Below are 24,010 nucleotides of genomic sequence, written 5' to 3' on the forward strand. Positions count from 1 at the left end.
CTGATTGTGTCCGTAGATCTTTGACGTCATTGCGCCGCTACCGCCGGTGTGCCCGCTTGCGCAGCCAGAGGTCTCCGCCGACCTGGACGAACTGAACCATGACGATGAGCACCGCCACGGTGGCGTACATCAACGCGTCGTTGTACCGCTGATAGCCGTACTTGATGGCGAAGTCGCCAAGCCCACCCGAGCCGATGATGCTGGCCACCGCGGTGTTGCCGATGATGCTGATCAGTGTCAGCGTGGATCCGGCGATGAGTCCCGACCTGGCCTCGGGCAGCAGCACTCGGAAGATGAGTTGCGGGATGCTCACCCCCATCGCTTCGACCGCGTCGATGCGACCGCGGTCGATCTCGTCCAGGGCGTTGGCCACCACGCGCCCGAAGAACGGAAAGATGCTCAGCGTCAACGGAACCAGCGCCGCCGTGGGGCCGAGCGTCGTACCGGTGACGAGTCGGGTCAGCGGGATGATCGCGATCAGCAGCACGATGAACGGGAGGGACCGCAGGACGTTGACGACGAACCCGACCACCTGGTTGACCACGATGACGGCGTGCCGGAGCCGTCGATCCAGGAGACGGTTGACGAAGGTGGAACCAGGGCTGGTCAGGTAGAGGAATATCCCTAGCGCGACGCCGAGGACACCACCGATCGCAAACGTCCAGAACACCATGTAGATCGTCTGCTGGGTGGCCTGCCACAGCTGATCACCGTAGGAATACCAGGGTGCCTCACTCATGGGCGAAGTCCACGCGAATCGACTTCCGTTCGGCGAGCGCGCCGAGGGTTCGCCTTACCTGGCTGGTGTCGTCGACGGCCAGTTCGAAGCGTGCCACGGCGTGGTTGGAGACCTCGTAGACGCCTCCGGAGACCACGTCGAAGCGCGATCCCGTGTCGAGCGCGATGTCGGCCAGCATGGCGTCGTCTCGGTCGGGACCCACCGCGGTGATCAGGACCTTGACCTTGCCCGGCGCCACCGGGGCATCCGTGAGGCCCGGCAGCAGGTCTCGCCCCAGCCGTGACTCCGGATCGGCGACGAGGTCGAGGACTTGCCCTTGCTCCACCAGCCGGCCGTTCCTCAGCACCGCGACGTGGGTGGCGCTGCGGCGCAGCAATTCGAGTTCGTGGGTGATCAAGACGATCGTGAGGCCGAGCTCGTGGTTGATGCTCGTCAGCAGCGCGAGGATCTGGTTGGTGGTCTCCGAGTCCAGCGCGCTCGTCGCCTCGTCCGACAGCAGGACACTGGGCTTGGCCGCCAAGGCGCGCGCGATGCCGACCCGTTGCTTCTGTCCCCCCGAGAGTTGGGACGGGTAGTTCTTCACCCGATCACCAAGTCCGACCAGCTCGACGAGCTCGTCGACCCGACTCTTGCGCTGCGCCTTGGGGATGCCGGCGATCGTCAAGGGGAACTCGATGTTCTCGCGGACGGTCTGACTGTGCAGCAGGTTGAAGTGCTGGAAGATCATGCCGATCTTGCGCCGACGGTCGCGCAACTGCTTGAACGGGAGACGGAGAAGGTCTTCGCCGTCGAGCAGCACCTTGCCACCGTCGGGCCTCTCCAACGCGTTGACGACGCGGATCAGCGTGCTCTTGCCCGCACCGCTGCGACCGGCGATCCCGAAGATGGCCTTGTCGGGCACCCGCAGGGTCAGCCCATCCAGGGCCGTGATGGCCCTGCCCTTCGTGCGGTACGTCTTGGTGACGTCGATCAGTTCAAGCATGGGTCACTCGAGGAACTCTCCGTCGGAAGTCAGTGGTGGAACGTGCGGGGCGCGGGGAGGACAGTGGAATGCTCACCGGCCGGAGGCAGTCAGCCGTGGTGTTTCGCTAGCGCACGGCAATACCCGGGGGTGGACACTGCCACCGGACCATGTCGATGAAACGCATTGCGCTCAAGCTGATTTCAACGGCACCCCGCGTACACCCCCGACTCACCCGTGACGCCCCCCGCGGTAGCTTGTCCTGATCGACCGACGAATCGGACCGCTGCAACACACGAAGGACCCCATACCGAATGTCAATCTCATCGCTGCCGATCGTCGACCTGTCTCTGGCGGAGGATCCCAGCACCGCAGAGCAGTTCCGCGCCACCCTGCGCGACGCCACCCACGACGTCGGTTTCTTCTACCTGATCGGCCACGGCGTCGACCCGACCTCGTGCGCTCGGGTCACCGACGTCGCGCGTGACTTCTTCGCACTGCCAGACGAGGAGAAGCTTGCCGTCGAGAACGTGCACAGCCCGCACTTCCGCGGCTACACCCGACTGGGCGGAGAACTGACCGGGGGTACGCCAGATTGGCGGGAGGTCATCGACATCGGACCCGATCGTGACCCCGTCACGCCGTTCGACGACGCGGCGCCGTGGGAGATTCTCGAGGGCCCAAACCTGTGGCCGGCGTCCCTTCCGGAACTGAAGAGCGTCATGACGGAGTGGAACACGAAGCTCACCGACGTGGCCATGCGTCTGCTTCGTCAATGGGCGCTTGCCCTAGGTCAGGAACCCGACGTCTTCGACGCGGCATTCGCCGAGAACCCGTCGACGCTGATCAAGGTGGTGCGCTATCCCGCACGCCACGATGAGTCCGCGAGTCAGGGCGTCGGCGGCCACAAGGACTCCGGTGTGCTGACCCTCCTGTTCGTCGAACCCGGTCGAGGCGGGCTGCAAGTCGAACACGACGGCCAATGGGTCGACGCTGATCCGGTCGACGGTGCGTTGATCGTCAACATCGGCGAGCTGCTGGAATTCGCCACCTCCGGCTATCTCAAGGCGACGGTGCACCGGGTGGTCTCACCGCACGACGGCCGCGACCGAATCTCCATTCCCTTCTTCTTCAATCCGGCGCTGTCGGCCCGGATTCCGCGACTGGAGCTGCCCGCCGAGCTCGCAGCTCGCGCGGCGGGTGTCACCGAGGACGTGGGCAACGCGATTCACGACACCTACGGCGCCAACGCCCTCAAGAGCCGCCTGCGAGCGCACCCGGACGTCGCCGCCATCCACCATCCCGACCTGATCGGGCCGTCTCAGAAGTAGCCGCTGCCGGGCAGTTTCGTCCCGCGGGTGTAGTACGCGCCGATCGCCTGAGCCTTGTAACTGGTGGGATTGTGCGACGCCAGCGTCCTAATGTTGCGCCAGTGCCGGTCGAGGAGATGTGCCTGCCGCACCACCGAAGCGCCGCCGACGTCGAAGATCTGTGAGGCCGACTTCTGGGCGAGTGCGTCCACCACCACCTTGGCCGTCGCCGCCTGCAGGGACGCCTCGTGGGCAAGCTCCAGGTTGGGATCGGTGCCCGCCACGTCGGCGTCGTATGCGGCCGCCAACGCATCGGCGGCAGCCAGCACCGTTGCCTCGCCGGCGAACGCGGCGCTCGCGATCTCACCGATGTCACGTTGCAGCAGTGGGTCATCGGGTGCCGACGGGTTGGGCGCCCACGCGAAGCTGCGCGACCTCTGGTGGACGTGGGCGACCGCGTCGGCACGCAGCGCGTGCAGCACGCCCACCTCGAGGGCGGTCACGTAGAGCTGGAAGAACGCGCCCGAGTGATACAACGCAGGTGGCTCGGTGTCGGCGTCCGGCGGCGCAAATTGCAGCGTCTCGTCGGCCGTGACGGCCACGTCGTCGAACGTCGCGGTTCCGGTGCCGGTGGCGCGCTGACCGAACCCGTCCCAATCGTCGAGAACGGTGACGCCGTCACGGTCAGTGGGTATCAGCACGATGACCGTCGCACCTTCGGGATTGCTCGCGAGCACCTCGGCGTAATCGGCGTAGAGAGTTCCGGTGGTGAAGTACTTGCGGCCGTTGAGCCGGTATCCGTCACCGTCGGGGGTGAGAGTGGTCTGCCAGGTGAAACTGCCTGCGGGTGTCGAGCCCAGTTCGGTCGACGCGTTGCCGACGATCTTCCCACTGAGTGCCAGCTCGACGGCTCGCTCACGCTCGGGGGAACCCAGACGGAGTCGCTCCTCGACGTGGGCGAAGTGACCACGAAGGATGTGGGCGACGTTGACGTCGGCGGTGGCCAGAGCGATCACGACGGCGAACAATTCGCGCAGGCTCGCTCCCCCGCCGCCGTCCGCGGTGGGGATTCGCAGTGCGCCAAGTCCGTACTCACGCACGAGGTCGACGGCCGCGAAGGGGCGCTCGCCGGTGCGCTCACGCTCGAGGGCGCCCTCGCCGATGGCCGCGAGCAACTGGGCGAGGCGTTCAGAGCCCACGGTGACGGTGTGGGGTTCGGTGGTAGTCATCGGGTGACCTCCTGGTTGACGCGACGGTATCCCGCCGCTCTGTGTGTTTCGGGCAGGCGAGCCCCTCGGCCGAATAGCTTGTGCCGCAACGTGCCCTCGGCATAGGAGGTCTTGTATGCACCACGGCGCTGCAGCTCGGGTACGACGTGGTCGACGAAGTCGACGAACGAGCCAGGGGTGATGACATTGGTGAGGTTGAACCCGTCGACGTCGGTCTCCTCCACCCAGGCCTGCATGTCGTCGGCCACCTGGGCAGGCCCTCCGACGGTGAAACCGCCCTCGGCGTCGATTGCATGCGCGTCGACGAAGTCACGCAGGGTCCACTGGCCCTGACCGAACATCTGCACCGAAGACTTCAGGAATTCGTTGTCGGTGACCGCTACGGGATCGTCCAGGTCGAACTGGGACAGGTCGGTACCCAGCCAACCGGACCACAAGGCAAGCGCCCCAATGGGGTCGACGTACTGCCGGAAGTCCGCGTACCTGGCTTGGGCGGCCGCGTCGTCCGCGCCGGTCACCACGACGTGGCCGTTGACGATCTTCACGTCGTAGGGGTCACGACCGGCGTCGGAGGCCCGGGTGCGAATGTCGGCAACCGCTTCCTTGAGCACTGCCTTGGTCGGCGCGCCGATGAAGATCACCTCGGCGTTCTCGGCGCCGAACTGCCGACCGCGGTGGGAGGCGCCCGCCTGATAGAGCACCGGGGTGCGTTGCGAGGACGGTTCCGACAGGTGAATGCCCGGCACCCGAAAGTGCTTGCCTTCATGACTGATCGGATGCACCTTGGTGGGGTCTGCGTATTCGGCACGACGTGGGTCGGTGCCCACCGCGTCGTCGTCCCACGAGCCCTCCCACAGCTTGTAGAGCACCTCGGTGTATTCATCGGCGATGTCGTAACGGTCGGCATGTGGAGTGATGGCGTCCAACCCGTGGTTGCGCGCCGCACTCTCCAGGTAGCCGGTGACGATGTTCCAACCGACGCGCCCCTTCGTCAGATGATCCAACGTCGACATCCGGCGCGCGAACGAGTACGGATGTTCGAACGAGGTGGCGGCGGTGATCCCAAAGCCCAGGTGTTCGGTAACGGTCGCCATCGCGGGTACGACGAGCAGCGGATCATTCACGGGCACTTGAGCACCCGAGCGCAGGGCCGCTTCCGGACTACCGCCGTAGACGTCGTATACGCCAAGGACGTCGGCGATGAACAGTCCGTCGAACAGCCCGCGTTCGAGCAGTCTGGCCAGGTCCAGCCAGTAGTCGACGTCCTTGTACCGCGCGGCCTGCGACTCCGGATGCCGCCAGGTGCCCGCCACGATGTGGGACACACAGTTCATGTCGAACGCGTTCAGCGTGATCTGGCGGGTCACGACGGGCCTCCGAGAATGGGTTGGGGTGCGGGCCGTGGCACGCTGGCGACGAGCGCGCGGGTGTACGGGTCACGAGGGTTGGCGAAGATGTCTGCGGCGCTGCCCGATTCGACGATCCGCCCGTCACGCATCACCAGTACCCGGTCGGCGACGTGATGGACGACGCCGAGGTCGTGGGAAATGAAGAGGTAGGACAATCCGAGTCGCCGCTGCAGGTCGGCCAGCAGATCCAGCACCTGGGCCTGAATGGTGACGTCGAGCGCCGAAACTGGTTCGTCACAGACGATCAGCGCCGGACCCGGGGCCAACGCTCGGGCGATCGCGACGCGTTGACGCTGCCCACCGGACAGCAGCAGCGGCCGCCGGTCGAGATGCTCCTCGGCAAGGCCGACGTCGGCGAGCAGGGCCGCGGCGCGCTGGCGCCTCGCCACATCCCCCCGGTGAGTTTCGGGCGGTACGGCATCCTCGACGATGCGTCGGACCGTCCACCGAGGGTCGAACGACCCGAGCGGATCCTGGTAGATCACCGAGATCTGTCTGCGTCGCGGTCGTCGTTGCGCCTCGGTCGCCTCCGACCACGGGGCACTGCGCAGTCGTACGGTGCCTTCGTCGGGCGCCAGCAGCGCCAGCACCAGTTGGGCGGTGGTCGTCTTGCCCGAACCCGATTCGCCGACGATGCCGAGGGTTTCACCGACTCCGATGGTGAACGACACGTCGTCGACCGCGGTGCGCTCCACGCCGTCGGGACCGCGGAACCGTTTGACGAGGTGCTCGGCCGCCACCAGCACCTCGTCCCGTGGCTGATCCACCGGGGTCGGGTCCATATCGGCGGACGGCGCACCCGAGAGTCGGCTGCCCTTGCGGTGTGTTGCCGGTACCGCATCCAACAGCGTTCGCGTGTAGGGATGGCTTGGCGCCGTGAGCACGTCGGCCACCGAGCCTTGCTCGACGAATCTGCCGTGGCGCATCACCGCGACCCGGTCGGCGAGCCTGCTGACCACGGAGAGGTCGTGGCTGATCAGGACGAGACCGGTGCCGCGATCCTTCATCGCGGCCAACAGCTCGAGGATCTGCGCCTGGACGGTGACGTCGAGAGCCGTCGTCGGTTCGTCGGCGATGAGCAGCGGCGGGTCGAGCGCGATGGCAGACGCAATCAGCGCCCGCTGGCGCTGCCCGCCGGAGAGCTCGTGCGGCAGCTGGCGGGCCCGCAGTTCGGGCTCGGGCACACCGACGGTGGCGAGCAGTTCGAGCACTCGCTCGCGACGGCGGGCCCGGCTGCCGACCCGGTGCAGCCTCAGCGTCTCACCGATCTCGCGACCCACGGTTCGCAGCGGGTCCAGAGACACCAACGCGTCCTGCAGCACGAAGCCGACCTGGCGGCCCCGTACCCGCCGCCAGTCTCGGTCCCGGTTGCCGAGCACCGACTTCCCCTGCAGCTCGAGGGTCGTGGCCGCAACGTCGGCACCGTCTCCGGCCAGACCGAGCAGAGTGCGGGCGGTGACGCTCTTCCCGGATCCCGATTCGCCGACGATGGCGAAGCATTCGCCTGGAGCCACCTCGAACGACACCCCGCCAACCACCGGTTCGCCGCCGAAGGCGACGGTGAGATCGTCGACCCGCAACACGGGTGTACTCATGCCAGCCGTCCTTCGATTCTCTGCTGAAGATGACGGCCGAGGACGGTGACGGCCAGCGTGCAGCCGACGATCGCGAGGCCGGGGAACAACTCGAGCCACCAGGCCGTCGACACGAAGTCACGTCCGGCGTCGAGCATCGCGCCCCATTCCGGTGCGGGTGGCGCGACACCCAGACCGAGGAAGCTCAGCGACGACGCCCATACGATCGATTGCCCGACACCCATCGTGGCGAGCACCACCAGCGGCCGCATGGCGTTCGGGAAGACGTGCTTGGCGATGATGCGGGTCCGGCTGTGGCCCAACGCCGTTGCCGCATGAACGTAACCCGAGTTGCGTACCGCGATGACCTGCCCCCGCACCATCCACGCGTAGCCTGCTGCCGAACCGAGGGCGACGGCCACGATCTCGGTAGCCACCCCAGGCCCGAGCATCGCGATGAAGATCAGCGCCAACAGCAGACCGGGCAACGCGAGGACGACCTCCAGGAAACGACTGATCGCCCCGTCGGTGAAACGGCCGCCCAGGCCGGCCGCGAAGCCGAACGCGATCGCCGCCACGAGGGCGAACGCCGTCGCCCCGGTGCCGATGAGCAGCGAACTGCGGGCGCCGAACACGACACGGGTGTAGATGTCGCGACCGGAGGCATCCGTCCCGAACCAATGCTGCAGGGACGGCGCCTGGATGGCTGCCTCGACGTCGGTGTCGAACGGCGACTCGCTCGTGAACGCGGTCGGAGCCACGGCCCAGGCCAGCACCAGCAGCAGGAATATCGCGGCGAGCCACACCGCCGGTCGAAACCTGCGTCGGCCCTTGGCCTTCGGCGTGGCGTATGCGGTCGGCGCGACCAAGCCCTTGGCGACGTCGACGGTCATCGTGCGGTGCTCCGCAGTCGGGGGTCGACGCGGCCGAAGGCGAGGTTCACCAGCAGGTTGGCCACGACGTACACCGCCGCGACGAACAAGGTCACGCCCACCACGACCGGCATGTCCTGCGACGTGACGGCGTCGACGAGCACCCGACCCAGACCGGGCCGCACGAACACCGCCTCCACGATCACCGCCGTCGAGAACAACGAGCCAAGGGCCCATCCCGACAACACGAGGCCGGGCAGGACCGCGTGCCGCAGCGCATGCCGCCACCGCACCCCGAAGTCACTCATGCCGCGTGCCCGGGCCGAGACCGCGAACGGCTGCTCCATCGCCGAGGAAAATTCGTCGCGCGTCACCTGCCCGAGGAATCCTGCCAACGGCAGGGCGAGCGTCAACGCGGGCAGTACCAGGCTCTCGGGTCCACCGTCACCGACCACCGGCAACCAATGCAACGTGAAGGCGAACACCACCAGCAAGACGATGCCCAACCAATATTGCGGCAACGCCGCTAGCAGGGTCTCGAAACCCGATCCAAGTGCCGCGACGGGGCGGCTTCGGTGGGCCGTCAGCAGCGTCACGACGACCGCGACGAGCCAGGCAGCGACGAGTGCGGTGGCCGTCAGCGTCAGCGTCGAACTGAGATGCTGACCGATGATGTCCGACACCGGCTGCTTGCGGATGTACGACGTGCCGAGATCGCCGCGCAACAGTCCTCCGAGGTAGTGCAGATACTGCACGACGACCGGCTGGTCGAACCCGTACTGTGCCCGCACCGCTGCCAATTGCTCCGGGGTGGGCTTCGACCCGGCGCCGCCGAGGATGGTCTGGGCAGGGTCCGTCGGCATCAGCTGCTCGATCACGAACGTCAGCGTGGCGGCGCCCCACAGCACACCGATCACGCCCGCGAGGCGGATCGCCACCCGCCTCGCCGTCACTTGGCGAGCCACGCGTCGTGGAGGACCGGCTCACCTTCCGACGGTTCGATCCACACGTCTTGCAGATTCTTCTTCGTGACCAGCCGGGTCGTCGGAGCGTACAACCCGAGGTGATAGGCGTTCTGCGCGACGAGCTGCTGCACTTGGTCGTAGAGGTGCTTCTGGTCCTCGACGTTCGAGGCTGCGGCGACGGCCTTCAAGGGCGCATCGACGGCCGGATTCGACACCCAGGACATGTTGTTGCCAGGTGCCAGATTCATCGAGTCGGTGGAGTAGAGCAGGGTGAGCACCAACGGCGTCGGGCTGTTCCAGTACGCACCTGCCAAACCGTCGGTGGCGTTGCGATCGGTGAACGCCGCGTAGTACTGGTCCTGCGGGATCGGCTTGAGCACGACGTTGAAGCCGATCTCCTTCTCTGCCGCCTGGATGTCCTGGTACAGCGTCACGTCCGCGGGCGGGGTGTCGCCCGGGTCCGACGAGTAGATCACCGTGGCCGCCAACTGCTTGCCGTCCTTGGTGCGGAACCCGTCCGCGTCACGCTGGGTCCAGCCCGCGGCGTCGAGGAGCTGATTCGCCTTGGCGGGATCGTGGGAGTAGGCGTCCCGCAAATCCTTGTCCAGGAACGGAGTCGTGGACGTCAGTGGCCCGGGTTGGTAGTCGAATACCCCGAGGTAGGCACTCTTGACCGACGCCTCGGCATTCGCACCGTGGATGAACGCCTGTCGGACGGAGGTGTCGGTGAACGGGAAGCGGGTGGTGTTCAGCGCAATCCCGTTCGGCAGGCCGGTGTGGGTGAATTCCTGCAGTGCGAGGTTCGGGTCGGCCTTCAGCGCCGCGTCCTGCTGCGGCGGTGGGTTGAAGATGACGTCAGCACCTTCGCCCTGGACGGCAGCGAAGCGAACGGACCCGTCTTCGAGGAACTTCCAGGTGACGTGGTCGAGGTACGCCGGGCCCTGATGCTTGGCGTCGGCGGGGGCTGAGTCGTAATCGGCGTTGCGGTCGAGCTCGACGCTCTGACCGTGAATCCATTCCTTGATGACGAACGGGCCCGTGCCGACGGGAGATTGGCAGTTGGCGTCGAGTCCGCGAGCCATGGCCTTGGGCGACTCGATGCCGAAGAACGCCTGCGACAGCACAGGCAGCAGTGCCGAGTACGGGGACTTCAACTTCAGCTCGAACGTTGCGGGGTCGACAGCGCGAGACGTCTCGTAATAGGGCCGCAGATATCCGGTGTCGGTCAGCGACTCGGTGGCCGGGTCGAGGATCTGGTCGAAGTTGGCCTTGACGGCGGCCGCGTCGAGCGGGGTGCCGTCGTGAAACTTCACCCCCTGTTTGATCTTGAAGGTGTAGGTCAGTCCGTCAGGGGAGGTCGTCCACGACTCCGCCAACCAGGGCACCACGGTGCCGTCGCGCTTCTCGGAGACCAGGGAGTCGAGGAACTGCCGCGCGACATAGGTCTGCGGCATGTCGCCGTTGTTGTGCGGGTCGAGGCATGTGGGCTCACGGTCGGTGCCGTAGACGATGGAGCCGCCACTGACCGGCGGGCCGGCGGCGGTGGACGACGTCGCGTGGTCGGATCCCGAACCACAGCCGGCAAGCAGCACGACGAGAGCAAGGGCGGATACGCCGAGGGCACCGGACATACGTGAAGCAGACATCGTCGGTTGATCTTTCGTGAAGTGTCGGGTCGCGCCTCCCCGGGCGAACGCCCGCCCCGCGATGGTTCCTCCGCCACCGTGCCCGATTGGGTTCGAACACGGTAGCGATCGAATCAATGCGATTCTTTGGCGTCACGACCGGACACATTCGCGACCGCTCGCTACTTGACGATCAGCTTCCGCTGCGATGCCATGGTGAACACCGCGGCGACGATGATGACCAGACCCTTGATGACCGTCTGCGTGTAGTCGGCCGCGCCAATCTGGTTGAGGCCGTTGGACAGAACCGTCAGGATCAGCACGCCGAGCACCGTCCTGCCCACACCGCCGACGCCACCCGAGAGGGCGGTGCCGCCGATCACGATCGCCGCCACCGAGTCCAGCAGGATCGTCGAGCCCGTCGTAGGACCCGCCGCACCGAGTTGAGCCGTCAGCAGCAATCCCGCCAGTCCCGCGGTGATACCCGAGACGGTCAGGATCAGCACCTTCACCCGTCTGGTGCTGACGCCGGCGAGTTCGACGACGCGCTCGTTGCCGCCGACCGCATACACGTAGAGCCCGAACCTGGTGCGGCGGGCGAAGAACCACACCACCAGGAACGCGACGATGGCTATCAAGGCGGCGTTCTGGATGTTCGGGATGAACTGCCCGATGGCGAGATCGCGAATGCCCTGATCGGTGAAGTTGATGGTGCTGCCCTGCAGGATCGTCAAGCCGATGCCGGCGAACAACGACAGCGTGCCCAGCGTCGCGATGAAGGACGGCACCCGGCCGTAGGCGAACACCACCCCGTTGAGCAGCCCGATGGCCGCTCCCACCGCAACGGCGATGAGCACTGCCAGAACGGGATTCGCCACCCCTGCGTTGATCAGCAACGCCACGATCGCACCGGTGAGCAACGCAATGGACCCCACCGACAGGTCGACGCTGCCCGCGACGATGACCAGGGTCGCGCCCAGCGAGGCGAGTAAGAGGATGCCGGCCTGCCCGCTGATGAGGGTGAGGTTGGCCGCGCTCAGGAATGCCTCGGCGCGCACCGAGAAGAACACGACGAGCGCCAGCAGAGCTGCCAGCGGCAGGACGTCGCGAACCACGTTGAGCCGTCCGCGGATCGCGGTGCGGCCTTCGTCGACTGCGCCGGCGGTCACCGGCTCGTCGACTGTGGTGATCGAAGGGGTCAGTTCAGTGGTCATGGCATCATCCGACGGTGGTAGGGGTGGGGACTGGGCGTGCGGCGGGTTCGGCGCCCGGGATCATCAGGGCGACGAGGTCGTGTTCGTCCGGTTTCGCGCCGGCCGGGGCGTCGACGACCGCCGAGATCCGGCCGTTGGTGACGACGACGATCCGGTTGGACAGCCCGATCAGTTCCGGGAGGTCGTCGCTGACGAGGATCACCGAGGTACCCGCGGCGGCGACCTGCCGCAGCAGGTCGTAGATGCCCTCGCGGGCACCGGTGTCGACGCCCTGGGTCGGCTCGTCGAGCACGAGCACGTCGGGCTGACGCAACAGCCACTTCGCGATCAGCACCTTCTGCGCGTTGCCACCCGACAGCGACGACACGGGCGCGTCGATGCTCTCGGTCACGATCCCGAGCTCCCCGACGTATCGGTCGGTGACCTTGCGCGCGCGCCCGACGGCCCACAGACCGACCCGCTTGGTGGCGAATCTGTCGTGCAACGAGGCCAATTGGACGTTGTCGACGATCGACGCGGTGGTGATCAAACCCTTCTCCGCGCGATCCGGGGGCACGTAGGCAATGCCTGCGGCGACGTGGTCACCGATGGACCCCGTCACCTCCTCGCCGTCGACCAGCACCCGCCCGGACGTCGGGCGCACCACCCCCGCCACGATCTCTCCGAGCACGCGCTTGCCCGAGCCCTCGGTACCCGCAAGGCCGACGATCTCCCCGGGTGACACCTGCAGTGAAGCATCACGGAGAACCCCTGCCCCGCTGACGGATTCGACGACCAGTCGCGGTGGCCCGTCGGTGGCGACGTCGAGCTGGGAATGTTCACGGTAATAGTTCTCGGTCCGCACGCGACCCACCATCAGCCGGTGCAGCTCGCCTTCGTCGGTGCCCGCCGTCGGCCGGTGTCCGACCGACTCGCCGTCCTTGAAGACCGTGATGCGATCGGTGGTCTGAAGGATTTCGGGCAGACGATGCGACACGAACACGACCGCTGCCACCCCGCGCAAACGCTCCAGCAGGCGCAGGAAGTTGTCCTCGTGCCGATGGTCGAGCGCGGTGGTCGGCTCGTCGAAGAGCACCACGGGTCGCTCGACCTCGAGCAGCTTGGCCAGCGCCGTGACCCGGGCTACGTCGACGCTCTGCTTCTGTCCCGGGGTCAGCGAGCCAGTCTGTGACGTGACGTCGAGATCGTCGACTCCGGCGTCGTTCAGAGCCTCTTCCGCAGTCCGCTTCAACTTGCGGCGGTCCAGTCCACCGGTGCGGGACCGGAAGAGGTGCTCCCAACCGAAGAACGCGTTCTCGTAGACCGCCAGCGAGTCGACGAGCGCGGATTCCTGGAAGACCCGAAAGATGCCAAGGCGATTGGCCTCCTGGTAGGTCTTCGGCGAGATCTCGCGGCCGTCGAGGACCAGTGACCCGGAATCGTGAGGCAACACCCCGGAGAGGATGTTGAGGATCGTGCTCTTACCGGCGCCGTTCTCGCCGATGAGACCGACGACCTCGCCGTCGCCGACGGTCAGGTCGACCCCCTTGAGAGCGCGGTTCGCACCGAAGGACTTGACGATCTTCGTGGCTTGCAGCCGGGGTTCGGCCGTGGGGGTGCTCATCTCACACTCCCTTCACCGGGGACGGACCGAGGACCGGAGTTCGGTAGTGCTCCTTGTAGAGCGCGCGGATCCGCTCGAAGTCACCGTTGCGCTTGGCGGTGAGATAGGCCTCCGGGTACTGAAAGCCCTTCGGCTTGGGGACATCCGGCCAGATCAGGTCGAGGTCCTCGACGGGATAGCCGTCGAATTGCAGGTCGAAGTCATCTGGGTGCTCGGTGCGCGACAGGAGTTTGACGTCGAAGGACTGGCCGATCGGCCCGTCGACGTATCGCTTCTTGAACACCTCGACGTTGTCGCGGGTGATGATCTCGGCGTGCCAGCCGTAGAAGCGTTCGGCGGGTTCGGGCTTCCAGCCCCGAAGCCGGTCGTGGAACTGCGCCAGCGTCACGAACGACGGGTAGGCGGGCACGTTCCCGGTGGTGGCCAATTGCTTGCCCGAGAGCACCCGCTCGATTCCCGCGGTGGATCCGTTGGCACCGACGACGAAGACGTCCTTGCCAGGAACCTTGCCTGCCGCTTCGATCCCCGCCACGACTCCGGTGGCGGCGTCGTCGTTCACCGCGACGATCCCGACGGTGTCCGGGTAGCGGGCCAACAGCGAGGATGCGGCGCGCTGCGAGAGATCTGCGTCGTACTTGGCGTGCAACTCACCGGCGAATGTGATCTTCGGGTACTTCTTCAGCGTGTGATGGACCGCCAAGCGGCGCTGCACCTCGCACCCGTCGATGGACGGGTAGTAGCCACCGACCCGAACGATCGTGCCCTGCTCTCCGATTTGCTTGGCGAGTACGTCCACCGCCTTGCCGACCGCGGCGTATTCGTCGGGCATCAGGAAGGCGTTGTACTTGTCCCCGTCGGCATCGCCATGCCACGGGGTGTACCAGGCCGGTGAATTCCAGGCCGCCTGGAACAACACCCCGTTGTCGTTGGAGTCGTGGGCCAGGGTGGGCAACGCGCCGGGATCGTTCAACCCGACGAAGATCGCCGTGGTCCGCTGCGTCAGCAACTGGTTGAACTGATTGGATTGGACTGCGGCATCGGACTTTCCGTCCAGCACCACGCTCTTGTAACCGAGCTGGCTGGCCGCCTCCTGGTAGGCCTTCGCCCACTGCACCTGGTAGTCGCCGGTGGACGACCAGTTCAGCAGGGCGAACTGACCGTCGGTGTAGGCGACCGCACCCGTCTTGTCCACGTTGCGACGTCCGACCGCGGCGAGGGTGCCACCGGCGGCCACCGCGACGCCCGCGCCCGCCAGCAGCTTGACGAACTGCCGCCGCCCAAGTCCGTAGGTGTCGAGTCGTTCGAGCAGGGAGTCGACCACCGGGCGCTCGTCGCCGGTGCCGTCCGCGGTCATGGCCGACCCGTCTTCATGGCGTGCATGCGGCATGACCGTAATTCGATCTCCACGCAGCGCCGAGCATCTCGCTCGTGGTGATGAATACCCGGATCGTGGTCAGCCGGAGATCGACACCACCGTGATCGAAACCGTTGTCCACGACGGCACCTCAGGCGATCCTCGGCCGATGCCGACCCCACCACCGCTGCACTTCTCGGCGTTCGTGATGAACACGACCTCCCACATCCTGCAGGGCACGTGGCGCCAGCCCGACGCGGGCCAGACGAACTTCAACTCACTCGACCACTGGGTGGAGTTGGCGAAGATCCTCGAACGCGGCAAGTTCGACTTCATCTTCTTCGCCGACGTCGTCGGCCTCTACGGCGACTTCGGTGGATCCTACGAGAAATACGTCGAATCCGGTTTGCAGATTCCGAGCAACGACCCCGGCGTCATCGCCTCGGCGATCGCCTACGCCACCGACGATCTCGGGATCGCGATCACCAGCTCGGTGATCCAGGAGCACCCCTTCAACTTCGCCCGCAAGATCTCGACCCTCGACCACGCGTCGAACGGCCGAATCGCGTGGAACATCGTCACCAGTGGACTCGCCAACGCCGCGCGCAACTTTGGCTTCGACGACCTCGAAGAGCACGACGAGAGATACCGCTGGGCCGAGGAATACGTCGACGTGGTCTACAAGCTGTGGGAAGGGTCCTGGGACGACGGTGCACTGCTGCAGGACCGCCAGCGCGGACTGCACGGCGACTACGCCAAGATTCACAAGATCAACCACGTCGGAAAGAGGTATCGCGTCGAGGGTCCCCACCTGGTGGCTCCGTCACCGCAACGCACACCCGTGCTCTTCCAGGCCGGATCGTCTTCCGCAGGAGAGGATTTCGCCGCCCGCAACGCCGAGGCGCAATTCATCATCACCCCGGGCCCCGAGCAGGCCAAGGCGCTCGTCGACGACACCCGCCGTCGCGTCATGGCCGCCGGTCGCCGCCCGGGCGATCTGAAGTTCTTCCAGGGCTTGCACTTCGTGATCGGCGGCACCGAGGCCGAGGCCCGTCGCAAGGCCGACGAACTCGACGAGTCCATCGACCTCGAAGCGATGGTGGCGCACCTCTCCGGTGCCGTCGGCGTCGACTTCGGCGGCCATCCGCTCGACACCCCGCTCGGCGACATCGGAGACACCGACGGGACGCGCAGCATCGTGGCCTGGGTTCGCGAATCGGTCTCCGGCCGCGACGCCACCGTGCGCGATCTCGGTCTGCTGCAAGGACGCAACTCCCGCGTCGTCGGCACGCCGGAGACCATCGCCGATCAACTCGAACGCTGGCGCGACGCAGGAGTGGACGGCATCAACGTGGTCAACGCCACCATCCCGGGAAGCTACGCCGACTTCGTCGACCACGTGATACCGGTGTTGCAGGACCGCGGATTGGCCCAGCGTGACTACGCCCGCGGCACGACCAGGGCCAAGGTCTTCGGCGGCGGTGATCTGTTGCCCGAGAGGCATCCGGCGGCTCGCTACCGGGGTGCCTTCACCCCGGGCCGCGGCACCACCGGCGCGGCTTAGAGCCTGGCCGCGTTCGCGATCATCGCCTGGACCATGGACACCGCTTCGTCGTTCACGCCGAACGCGCACGCGATGGTCTCCACCGACAGGTTCGCCACCGTCGAGAGCGCGTGCTGGCACTCCCACCCGTCGGAGTCCTCCTGCGCGACCTTCTGGGTGACGACGTCACCGTCGACGCGCACCTCGCCGATCAACCAGATCGAACTGGTCGCCTCGTCGTCGACGGCCACCGAGAACCCGCTGCAGCCCCGCCAGGCCGCCGTGGACGCGTCGACGAAGTCCCTGGCGGACCGTTCGGTCGGGTAGAGCACCGCGGTCTGCTCCATCCAATGCCGATTGTCGTCGCCGGGTTCGCGCGCCACCTGGTCACGCACCGCCGTCCAGCTGCTGGAGCGGTACACCAGGTCCTCGGCGCCGAAGATCGAGGCGAGGCAGTCGGGATCGGACACCGCGTCGGAATTGTCCGACATCTCCTCGCCGGTGAGGATCACCTCCATCTGCGTCGCCCCGGCGATCCCGTTGAGCTGGGCGATGCTCAGCATGACGTCCTCGAGTTGCGATTCCCGCAGCGGACGGACGTCGGTCGGGTTGGCGTCGGCGTCCCGCACCGCCACGCCCTCGACCGTGTTCGCGCACCCCGAGGCGACCGCCGCCGCCACGGCGAGCACCGCACACAGCCGGACACACCGCTTCACGATCGTCATTGTGACTTGCCGAGCATCGTCTTGGCGATGCCCACGGCCCAGGCCCGCGGATCCGGCTGGCGGTCACCGTCGGGCGTCACCGCCAGCGAGACCTCGACGAGGGTCGCGTCCCGCACGCCGAGCGCCCGCTCGTAACGCGTCTGCGCGCTGCCCGGCCGCTGGCGGGTGCGCACCGTCGCGGAGACGACCGCGCCCTGGTCGGTGACGTCGGAGACGGCGGCGTCGATCACCGCCGCACCCACGTGCTTGACCACCGTGGTGCCGGCGCACTGCCGCCACTGCCGGGTGAACGTGGAGAACGCGTCGCGCGCGGCGGCCGCGGAGGACAGCCGCACCACCGCGGCGTCCGCACCCGAGGCGTCGACGCCCTCGTCCCAGTTGAAGTAGCTCTGCCGCGCGGCCTCGACGACGGGCAGCGGTTCGTAGACGATGCGCGGAGCGGTGTCGGTGACCGCGGCGCAGCCGATCGGCGAGGCGTCCGCCTCGGTACGGTATCCGTCGGGCAGGATCTCCACCCCACCGATGAAGGGCCGAAACCCGAAGGTGCTCAACGTGTTCGGTAGATCGGAGGCGATCTCACCCTCGGTGGGCAGGATCTTCACCGCCGACGCGGCGGGCGTGGCCACCCCCGGCACCGTGTGGGCGCAGCCGGCCAACAGCACGGCCGCCACCACGGTGCCCGTCGGCCACCGCACGGGCTACTTCTTCGGCTTGTCGCTGGCGGCGTCCGCGGACAACGCCGCGACGAAGGCCTCTTGCGGCACCTCGACCCGGCCGATGGTCTTCATCCGCTTCTTGCCTTCCTTCTGCTTCTCGAGCAGCTTGCGCTTACGGGTGATGTCACCGCCGTAGCACTTGCTCAAGACGTCCTTGCGGATGGCTCGAATGTTCTCGCGCGCAATGATTCTCGATCCCACGGCAGCCTGCACCGGGACCTCGAACTGCTGACGCGGGATCAGCTCCTTGAGCTTGGTGGTCATCTTGTTGCCGTAGGCCGACGCGCCGTCCTTGTGCACGATGGCGCTGAACGCGTCCACCGCCTCACCCTGCAGGAGGATGTCGACCTTGACCAGGTCGGCTTCCTGCTCGCCGGCCTCCTCGTAGTCCAGGCTGGCGTACCCGCGCGTGCGGGACTTCAACGAGTCGAAGAAGTCGAAGATGATCTCGCCCAACGGCATCGTGTAGCGGAGCTCGACGCGCTCGGGTGAGAGGTAGTCCATGCCGCCGAGCTCGCCGCGGCGGGACTGGCACAGCTCCATGATGGTCCCGATGAATTCGCTTGGCGCGATGACGGTGGTCTTGACGATCGGCTCGAAGACCGACCGCACCTTGCCCTCCTGCCAATCCGACGGGTTGGTGACGACCAGCTCGGTGCCGTCGTCCATCACCACCCGGTAGACGACGTTCGGTGCGGTGGAGATGAGGTCGAGGTCGAACTCGCGCTCGAGACGCTCGCGGGTGATCTCCATGTGAAGCAACCCGAGGAAGCCGCAGCGGAAACCAAACCCCAGCGCCACCGACGTCTCCGGCTCCCAGGTCAGTGCGGCGTCGTTGAGCTGCAGCCGTTCCAGGGCGTCGCGCAGGTTGGGGTAGTCCGAGCCGTCCACCGGGTAGAGACCCGAGTAGACCATCGGCCGCGGCTCCCGGTACCCCGTCAGCGCCTCGGTCGCGCCGTTGCGCGCCACGGTGACGGTGTCGCCGACCTTGGATTGCCGGACGTCCTTGACGCCGGTGATCAGGTAGCCGACCTCGCCGACGCCGAGCCCCTCGGTGGCCTTGGGCTCGGGTGAGACGATGCCCACCTCGAGCAGCTCGTGGGTGGTGCCCGTGGACATCATCTTGATCTTCTCGCGCGGGCTGAGCTTGCCGTCGACGACGCGGACGTAGGTCACCACGCCGCGGTAGATGTCGTAGACGGAGTCGAAGATCATCGCGCGGGCGGGCGCGTCCGGGTCACCGACGGGCGCCGGCACCAGCCGGACGACCGCGTCGAGCAGTTCTCGGACCCCTTCGCCCGTCTTGCCCGAGACGCGCAGCACTTCCTCGGGCTCGCAACCGATGATGTGGGCGATCTCACCGGCGTAGCGGTCGGGGTCGGCGGCCGGCAGGTCGATCTTGTTGAGCACGGGGATGATCGTCAGACCGCGATCCAGCGCCAGGTACAGGTTGGCCAGCGTCTGCGCCTCGATGCCCTGGGCGGCGTCGACCAGAAGCACCGCACCCTCGCAGGCCTCCAGCGCGCGCGACACCTCGTAGGTGAAGTCGACGTGACCGGGCGTGTCGATCAGATGCAGCACGAACTGCTCGTCGACGCCGTCGGTGGAGACCGTCCACGGCAAGCGCACGTTCTGGGCCTTGATGGTGATGCCGCGCTCGCGCTCGATGTCCATCCGGTCGAGGTACTGCGCGCGCATGTCACGGTCGGCGACCACGCCGGTGATGCCGAGCATCCGGTCGGCCAGCGTCGACTTTCCGTGGTCGATGTGCGCGATGATGCAGAAGTTCCGAATCCGAGCCGGCGCGGTGAACGTCTTGTCGGCAAAGCTGCTGATGGGAATCTCCTGGTGGGGCTACATGGCAGCGGCGCTGCGCCCGTCCAGGATATCGAGCCGCCGCCCCATCGACACAATCGCCGCCGCGCCAGACGTCCTATGCTCGACGCCATGGCTCCTCAGTTGAGTCCGTGGCAGCGGATTGTGAAGACCACCGAGAAATTGGTGTTCAGCGAGGCTCCGAAGATCATCCGGCAGTTGCAGAACCCCGAGACGGTGCCGCGCACCCTCGGCCAGGGCATCCGGATGGGCATCGACGTCGGCCTCAGCGTGATCGCGGCCTCTCAGCAGCAACAGCATCCCCAGCAGGCGATCACCGCCGGCCGACCGGTCACCAAGAACAGCGCGCCGACCCACCGCCGGGCCCGTCGAATCGCCTACGCCCCCGACCTGGACGGCCAGGCCGACCCGGGCGAGATCGTGTGGACGTGGGTCGTCTACGAAGAGGACCCCTCCCGCGGCAAGGACCGCCCCGTCCTGGTCGTGGGCCGCGACAGCACGACCCTGCTCGGGCTCATGCTGTCCAGCCAGGAACGGCACGCCGGCGACCGGTCCTGGGTGCACATCGGCAGCGGCAGCTGGGACCACGAGGGCCGCCCGAGCTGGGTAAGGCTCGACCGGGTGCTCGACGTGCCGGAGGAGAGCATCCGGCGCGAAGGCGCCATCCTCGAACGCGGGACGTTCGAGATCGTCGCGGCGCGGCTGCGGGCGGACTACTCCTGGCGCTAGCGGGCGGCCCGCCACATCGGCCACAACGCCGGGCCGCCTGGCAGCCTAATCTCGCCGGTGACCTCGAACCCGAAGCGTTGGTAGTACGGGATGTTGTCCGGATTGCTCGACTCCAGGTAGGCCGGCGCGTGCTCGGCGTCGCAACGGTCCAGACGCGACCTCATGAGCGCGTTGCCGAGGCCCTTGCCACGAACCGACGGATCGCTGCCGATGACCGCCAGGTACCAATGCGGTTCCTCGGGGTGGGCCGCCTTCATGGCGTCGTCGGCGACCATCCCCCGCCGCACCGAGCGGCCGAAGGTCAGCAGCATTGCCGGCAGGGCCCGAAGTTCCTCGGCGGACGTGTGCCGCCACTGCCCAGGTGGATCCCACAGCGCGGCCGCACCGATGCCTCCGTCGTCGTCGAGGACCACCTCCACGCCGCCGCGCGAGAGGTGGTGGTGCCGGGTCATCGCCTCGAACAGCTTGTGCAGCCTGCGGCGCCGGACGTCGGCGTCGGGCAGCATCCACGCCATCACGGGATCCTCGAAGAACGCCCGCCCCAGGGTCGCAGAGAGCGCTGAGACGTCGGCACGGTTCGCAGGCCTGGCTTGCATGCCACCGATGCTCTCACCCCTGGGTGATGTAGGCCGCCAACTGCTCGCGTTCGGCCTGAAGCTCTTCCATGCGGGTCTTCACCACGTCTCCGATGCTGACGATGCCGGCCAGGCGCCCGTCGTCGACGACGGGTACGTGCCGCACCCGGTGGGTGGTCATCAGCGCGCTCAGGCCGTCGACCGTGTCCTCGGACGTGCAGGTGACGACGTCGGTGGTCATGACGTCGGCGACACGGCATTCCAGGGCCTCGACTCCGTGCTCGTGCAGCATCCGCACGACGTCGCGCTCGGACACGATGCCGACCACCGAATCGGGGCCGACGACGACCATCGCGCCCACGTTGCGCTTCACCAACCCGCTGACCAGGTCCCTGACCACGGTGTCGGGTGACGTGGTGAGCACGCCCGCACCCTTGTTCCGCAACACGTCGGCGATACGCACGGACATCCCTTCCTGTGACGTGGCTCACATCAGAGTAGAACCGATTCCCGACGGAACACAATGCCCTCGACACCGGTTGCCTCCACCGGAGACCTGCGCCACACCCGACCAAAGAGGATGCCCGTGACCGACACCGTGACACTCGGAGACGACCTGACCACCAGCGCCATCGGCTTCGGCGCGATGGCGCTGACCCCGGTGTACGGCGAGGTCGACGACGCCGAGTCGCTGGCGACGCTGCACCAGGCCCTCGACTTGGGCGTGACGTTCATCGACACCGCGAACGTCTACGGCGGCGGGGCCAACGAACGGCTCATCGCCGACCTCCTCGCCAGCAGGCGCGACGAGGTCACCCTGGCCACCAAGTTCGGCATCGTGGGCAACCCGGCCGACCGCGCCTCCGGCAAACCGGGCGCGCGGGGTGACGCCGCCTACGTCAAGCAGTGCATCGACGAGAGCCTTGGCCGCCTGCGGACCGACGTCGTCGACCTGTACTACATGCACCGGCGCAACGTGTCGGTGCCCATCGAGGAAACCGTCGGCGCGATGGCCGAACTGGTCGCCGCGGGCAAGGTTCGCCACCTCGGCCTGTCCGAGGTGACCGCCGACGAACTGCGGGCCGCCGTCGCGGTGCACCCCATCGCCGCCGTCCAGAGCGAATGGTCCATCTGGAGCCGGGACGTCGAGGCCCGCGTGGTGCCCGCCGCCGCCGAGCTCGGGGTGGGCTTCGTCCCCTACTCCCCGCTGGGCCGGGGCTTCCTGACCGGCACGCTCACCTCGTCGGCCGATCTAACCGAATCCTCGGACTTCCGGCGCAATCTCCCGCGGTTCGCCGACGACGCGCTGCAGGAGAACCTCGCCGTAGTCGAGGTGATCCGCGCCGTGGCCGACGAACGCGAGGCGACGCCTGCACAGATCGCGCTGGCGTGGTTGCGCTACCGAGCCGACGAGCTCGGCGTGGCGTCGGTTCCGATCCCCGGCACCCGCAGGGCCGCCCGCGTGAAGGAGAACTTCGACTCCCTCGACGTGGCACTCAGCGACGACCAACTCGCCCGCCTCGACGCGGCGGGGGCGGCAGTCTCGGGCCATCGAAACGCCGATCTCGGGTGGGTGTCGGCCGGGCGGGAATGACCCGTCAGTCGTCGTCCGCCGGTCCCGCCCCCCGCATCGCGACGGCGACGTCGTCGAAGGCCGCGGCCTGGGTGCGGAGGCGCTCCACGTCGCCGGGTCGCTTGAGCAGACCGCGAAGACTGAGGGTGGCGACCTGCTCACCGATGCGGACGGCCGCCGCCACCCTGTCGCCGGCTTCCGCGGTGAGCCGCGCGCGTTTCTGGGCGCCCTCGCCGAAGGACAACAGCAGCTCGGCGGTCTGCGCCTTGTCGCAGTCGACGAACTTGCCCTCGCCGACACCGGCCCCGATGAGGTCGACGACCCACTGGGTGAGCCGTTCGTAGTCCCGCCAGAACTGGTGGAAGTCGGCGCGCTGCTGATGGGCGATGCGCTCGATCTCGTTGAAGTCCATGGGCGAGAGCGCGAGTTGCATGGCGTCGAATCGCAACAGTCGGTAGAGCTTCAGAGCAGGCGAGCCGGACCCCGGGCCCACCTCGGCGATGAAGTCCAGCGACGCCCGGTTGACGGCGAGGGTCTCCTGCAGCAGCTGCTCCTTGCTGCGGAACCAGTAGTACAGCGAGGACTGCTGCAGGCCGGAGGCACGGGCCACGTCACTCATCGTGGTCTGCGCGTACCCCTTCTCGGAGAAGAGCTTCGTGGCCGCGTCGACGATGCCGGCACGCGGCGCGCGGCGTCGTGGCGTCGACACGGCTAGCTCAGCGGTGCGCGTTCGCGGTGCGCGCGCAGGACGGTCTCCGAGGCGGCGGCGACCACGTCATGCCACAGCCGCTCTCCTTGCTCAGCGGAGGCGCGCGACGGGAACCCGGTCACGCCGTTGGAGGACACCTGGTCGAGGGCGTAGCGAAAGACGGTGCCCGCGGTGCGATCCGGGTCGTCGGCCCCGGCCAGTGCGTCGACGTCGACCAGGTCGGGACGCACCGCGAGCATCAGTGAGGTCTCCGCTGCGTTGGCGTGCCAGTCCACGGCGTCGGCGGTCGCCTGCTCGGCGATCTCGGGTGTCAGCTCCCACCACTGCATGACGCCGACGCGTGCGTCGGGGAACTCGCGCCGAAATTCGTCGCAGGCGATCCACAACGGCGCCGCGTTGCCGACGTGCCCGTTGACGAACAGCAGCCGCGTGACCCCCGATGCCACGCACGCCCGTGCGACGCGTAGCGCCGCGGCCGCAGTCTCCACGCCACTCGCGGCGACGGTGCCCGCCACCGTCGTACCGTGAAAGAAGCTGGCGCCGAACGGTATCGGAGGCAGGACGACGGCGGCGTCCCCCGCCGCGGCATCGGCAAGCGCGGTCGCGATGATCGTGTCGGTGCCGACGGGCAGGTGCGGGCCGTGTTGCTCGGTGGCTCCGACGGGGATCAGCCCGACGCAGTCGGGGTCGGCGGCCACCCGCCGCGCGAGCTCGGTCGAGGTCATCTCCTCCCAGCGGGGGCTCATCGG

General features: G+C 67.4%; 22 protein-coding genes. 4 read left to right on the forward strand and 18 right to left on the reverse strand.

Annotation, left to right across the window (positions count from 1 at the left end):
• Positions 1–37: 37 nt before the first annotated feature.
• Both H7K45_RS26390 and H7K45_RS26395 read right to left on the reverse strand, forming a co-directional pair.
• The gene (locus H7K45_RS26390; RefSeq protein ID WP_263999044.1) at positions 38–739 is read right to left on the reverse strand and encodes a methionine ABC transporter permease; all 702 of its coding nucleotides are present in this window, start codon (positions 737–739) and stop codon (positions 38–40) included.
• Complete coding sequence (locus tag H7K45_RS26395; protein WP_263999045.1) at positions 732–1,721, reverse strand: methionine ABC transporter ATP-binding protein; 990 nt, start codon at positions 1,719–1,721, stop codon at positions 732–734. The genes H7K45_RS26390 and H7K45_RS26395 overlap by 8 nt, the downstream gene beginning before the upstream one ends.
• Before the next feature lie 293 nt (positions 1,722–2,014).
• Between H7K45_RS26395 and H7K45_RS26400 the strand changes: the two genes are divergently transcribed.
• Positions 2,015–3,031, forward strand: coding sequence for an isopenicillin N synthase family dioxygenase (locus H7K45_RS26400; RefSeq protein ID WP_263999046.1), 1,017 nt, complete (start codon positions 2,015–2,017; stop codon positions 3,029–3,031).
• Here H7K45_RS26400 and H7K45_RS26405 read toward each other — a convergent pair.
• The 9 genes from H7K45_RS26405 to H7K45_RS26445 all read right to left on the reverse strand — a co-directional run bounded on the left by H7K45_RS26405 (position 3,022) and on the right by H7K45_RS26445 (position 14,855).
• Positions 3,022–4,239 (reverse strand): acyl-CoA dehydrogenase family protein, encoded by a 1,218-nt coding sequence (locus H7K45_RS26405; protein ID WP_263999047.1) that lies wholly within the window; start codon positions 4,237–4,239, stop codon positions 3,022–3,024. The genes H7K45_RS26400 and H7K45_RS26405 overlap by 10 nt on opposite strands.
• Complete coding sequence (locus H7K45_RS26410; RefSeq protein ID WP_263999048.1) at positions 4,236–5,606, reverse strand: LLM class flavin-dependent oxidoreductase; 1,371 nt, start codon at positions 5,604–5,606, stop codon at positions 4,236–4,238. Before H7K45_RS26410 ends, H7K45_RS26405 begins: the two co-directional genes overlap by 4 nt.
• Complete coding sequence (locus H7K45_RS26415) at positions 5,603–7,243, reverse strand: dipeptide ABC transporter ATP-binding protein (protein WP_263999049.1); 1,641 nt, start codon at positions 7,241–7,243, stop codon at positions 5,603–5,605. The genes H7K45_RS26410 and H7K45_RS26415 overlap by 4 nt, the downstream gene beginning before the upstream one ends.
• A complete protein-coding gene (locus H7K45_RS26420; RefSeq protein ID WP_263999050.1) occupies positions 7,240–8,115 on the reverse strand; it encodes an ABC transporter permease in 876 nt (291 codons plus the stop codon). The genes H7K45_RS26415 and H7K45_RS26420 overlap by 4 nt, the downstream gene beginning before the upstream one ends.
• Complete coding sequence (locus H7K45_RS26425) at positions 8,112–9,032, reverse strand: ABC transporter permease (RefSeq protein WP_263999051.1); 921 nt, start codon at positions 9,030–9,032, stop codon at positions 8,112–8,114. Before H7K45_RS26425 ends, H7K45_RS26420 begins: the two co-directional genes overlap by 4 nt.
• Before the next feature lie 11 nt (positions 9,033–9,043).
• On the reverse strand, positions 9,044–10,705 hold the full coding sequence (locus H7K45_RS26430) for an ABC transporter substrate-binding protein (RefSeq protein ID WP_263999052.1): 1,662 nt from the start codon (positions 10,703–10,705) through the stop codon (positions 9,044–9,046).
• Between the two features lie 161 nt (positions 10,706–10,866).
• Positions 10,867–11,898: an ABC transporter permease gene (locus tag H7K45_RS26435; RefSeq protein ID WP_263999053.1), complete on the reverse strand. Its 1,032-nt coding sequence runs from the start codon at positions 11,896–11,898 to the stop codon at positions 10,867–10,869.
• Between the two features lie 4 nt (positions 11,899–11,902).
• Positions 11,903–13,501 (reverse strand): sugar ABC transporter ATP-binding protein, encoded by a 1,599-nt coding sequence (locus tag H7K45_RS26440; RefSeq protein WP_263999054.1) that lies wholly within the window; start codon positions 13,499–13,501, stop codon positions 11,903–11,905.
• Position 13,502: 1 nt separating this feature from the next.
• On the reverse strand, positions 13,503–14,855 hold the full coding sequence (locus tag H7K45_RS26445; protein ID WP_263999055.1) for a sugar ABC transporter substrate-binding protein: 1,353 nt from the start codon (positions 14,853–14,855) through the stop codon (positions 13,503–13,505).
• A 169-nt stretch (positions 14,856–15,024) separates the two neighbouring features.
• Between H7K45_RS26445 and H7K45_RS26450 the strand changes: the two genes are divergently transcribed.
• The gene (locus tag H7K45_RS26450) at positions 15,025–16,419 is read left to right on the forward strand and encodes an LLM class flavin-dependent oxidoreductase (protein WP_263999056.1); all 1,395 of its coding nucleotides are present in this window, start codon (positions 15,025–15,027) and stop codon (positions 16,417–16,419) included.
• Here the strand turns inward: H7K45_RS26450 and H7K45_RS26455 are convergent.
• From H7K45_RS26455 to lepA, 3 genes are read right to left on the reverse strand one after another with little or no spacing between them, the layout of a single operon-like run.
• Positions 16,416–17,123 (reverse strand): sensor domain-containing protein, encoded by a 708-nt coding sequence (locus tag H7K45_RS26455; RefSeq protein WP_372512647.1) that lies wholly within the window; start codon positions 17,121–17,123, stop codon positions 16,416–16,418. The genes H7K45_RS26450 and H7K45_RS26455 overlap by 4 nt on opposite strands.
• Positions 17,120–17,818, reverse strand: coding sequence for a sensor domain-containing protein (locus H7K45_RS26460; RefSeq protein ID WP_263999058.1), 699 nt, complete (start codon positions 17,816–17,818; stop codon positions 17,120–17,122). Before H7K45_RS26460 ends, H7K45_RS26455 begins: the two co-directional genes overlap by 4 nt.
• Before the next feature lie 3 nt (positions 17,819–17,821).
• Entirely contained in the window at positions 17,822–19,681 is a 1,860-nt protein-coding gene (gene lepA / locus H7K45_RS26465; protein ID WP_263999331.1) for a translation elongation factor 4, read from the reverse strand.
• A gap of 105 nt (positions 19,682–19,786) precedes the next feature.
• Here lepA and H7K45_RS26470 point away from each other — a divergent pair, with 105 nt between their 5' ends.
• Positions 19,787–20,404, forward strand: coding sequence for a type II toxin-antitoxin system PemK/MazF family toxin (locus tag H7K45_RS26470; RefSeq protein ID WP_372512648.1), 618 nt, complete (start codon positions 19,787–19,789; stop codon positions 20,402–20,404).
• On the opposite strand, the gene H7K45_RS26475 is transcribed toward H7K45_RS26470, so the two are convergent.
• Positions 20,401–21,000: a GNAT family N-acetyltransferase gene (locus H7K45_RS26475; RefSeq protein ID WP_263999060.1), complete on the reverse strand. Its 600-nt coding sequence runs from the start codon at positions 20,998–21,000 to the stop codon at positions 20,401–20,403. The genes H7K45_RS26470 and H7K45_RS26475 overlap by 4 nt on opposite strands.
• A gap of 13 nt (positions 21,001–21,013) precedes the next feature.
• Positions 21,014–21,442, reverse strand: a complete 429-nt coding sequence (locus H7K45_RS26480) for a CBS domain-containing protein (RefSeq protein WP_263999332.1) — start codon at positions 21,440–21,442, stop codon at positions 21,014–21,016.
• Between the two features lie 117 nt (positions 21,443–21,559).
• On the opposite strand from H7K45_RS26480, the gene H7K45_RS26485 reads away from it, so the two are divergent.
• Positions 21,560–22,573, forward strand: coding sequence for an aldo/keto reductase (locus tag H7K45_RS26485; protein ID WP_263999061.1), 1,014 nt, complete (start codon positions 21,560–21,562; stop codon positions 22,571–22,573).
• A gap of 4 nt (positions 22,574–22,577) precedes the next feature.
• On the opposite strand, the gene H7K45_RS26490 is transcribed toward H7K45_RS26485, so the two are convergent.
• Both H7K45_RS26490 and H7K45_RS26495 read right to left on the reverse strand, forming a co-directional pair.
• The gene (locus H7K45_RS26490; RefSeq protein ID WP_263999062.1) at positions 22,578–23,261 is read right to left on the reverse strand and encodes a TetR/AcrR family transcriptional regulator; all 684 of its coding nucleotides are present in this window, start codon (positions 23,259–23,261) and stop codon (positions 22,578–22,580) included.
• Between the two features lie 2 nt (positions 23,262–23,263).
• Positions 23,264–24,007 (reverse strand): creatininase family protein, encoded by a 744-nt coding sequence (locus tag H7K45_RS26495; RefSeq protein ID WP_263999063.1) that lies wholly within the window; start codon positions 24,005–24,007, stop codon positions 23,264–23,266.
• Positions 24,008–24,010: the final 3 nt, after the last annotated feature.

It is taken from the genome of Mycobacterium yunnanensis (assembly GCF_025823185.1).
Classification (GTDB): Bacteria; Actinomycetota; Actinomycetes; order Mycobacteriales; family Mycobacteriaceae; genus Mycobacterium; species Mycobacterium yunnanensis.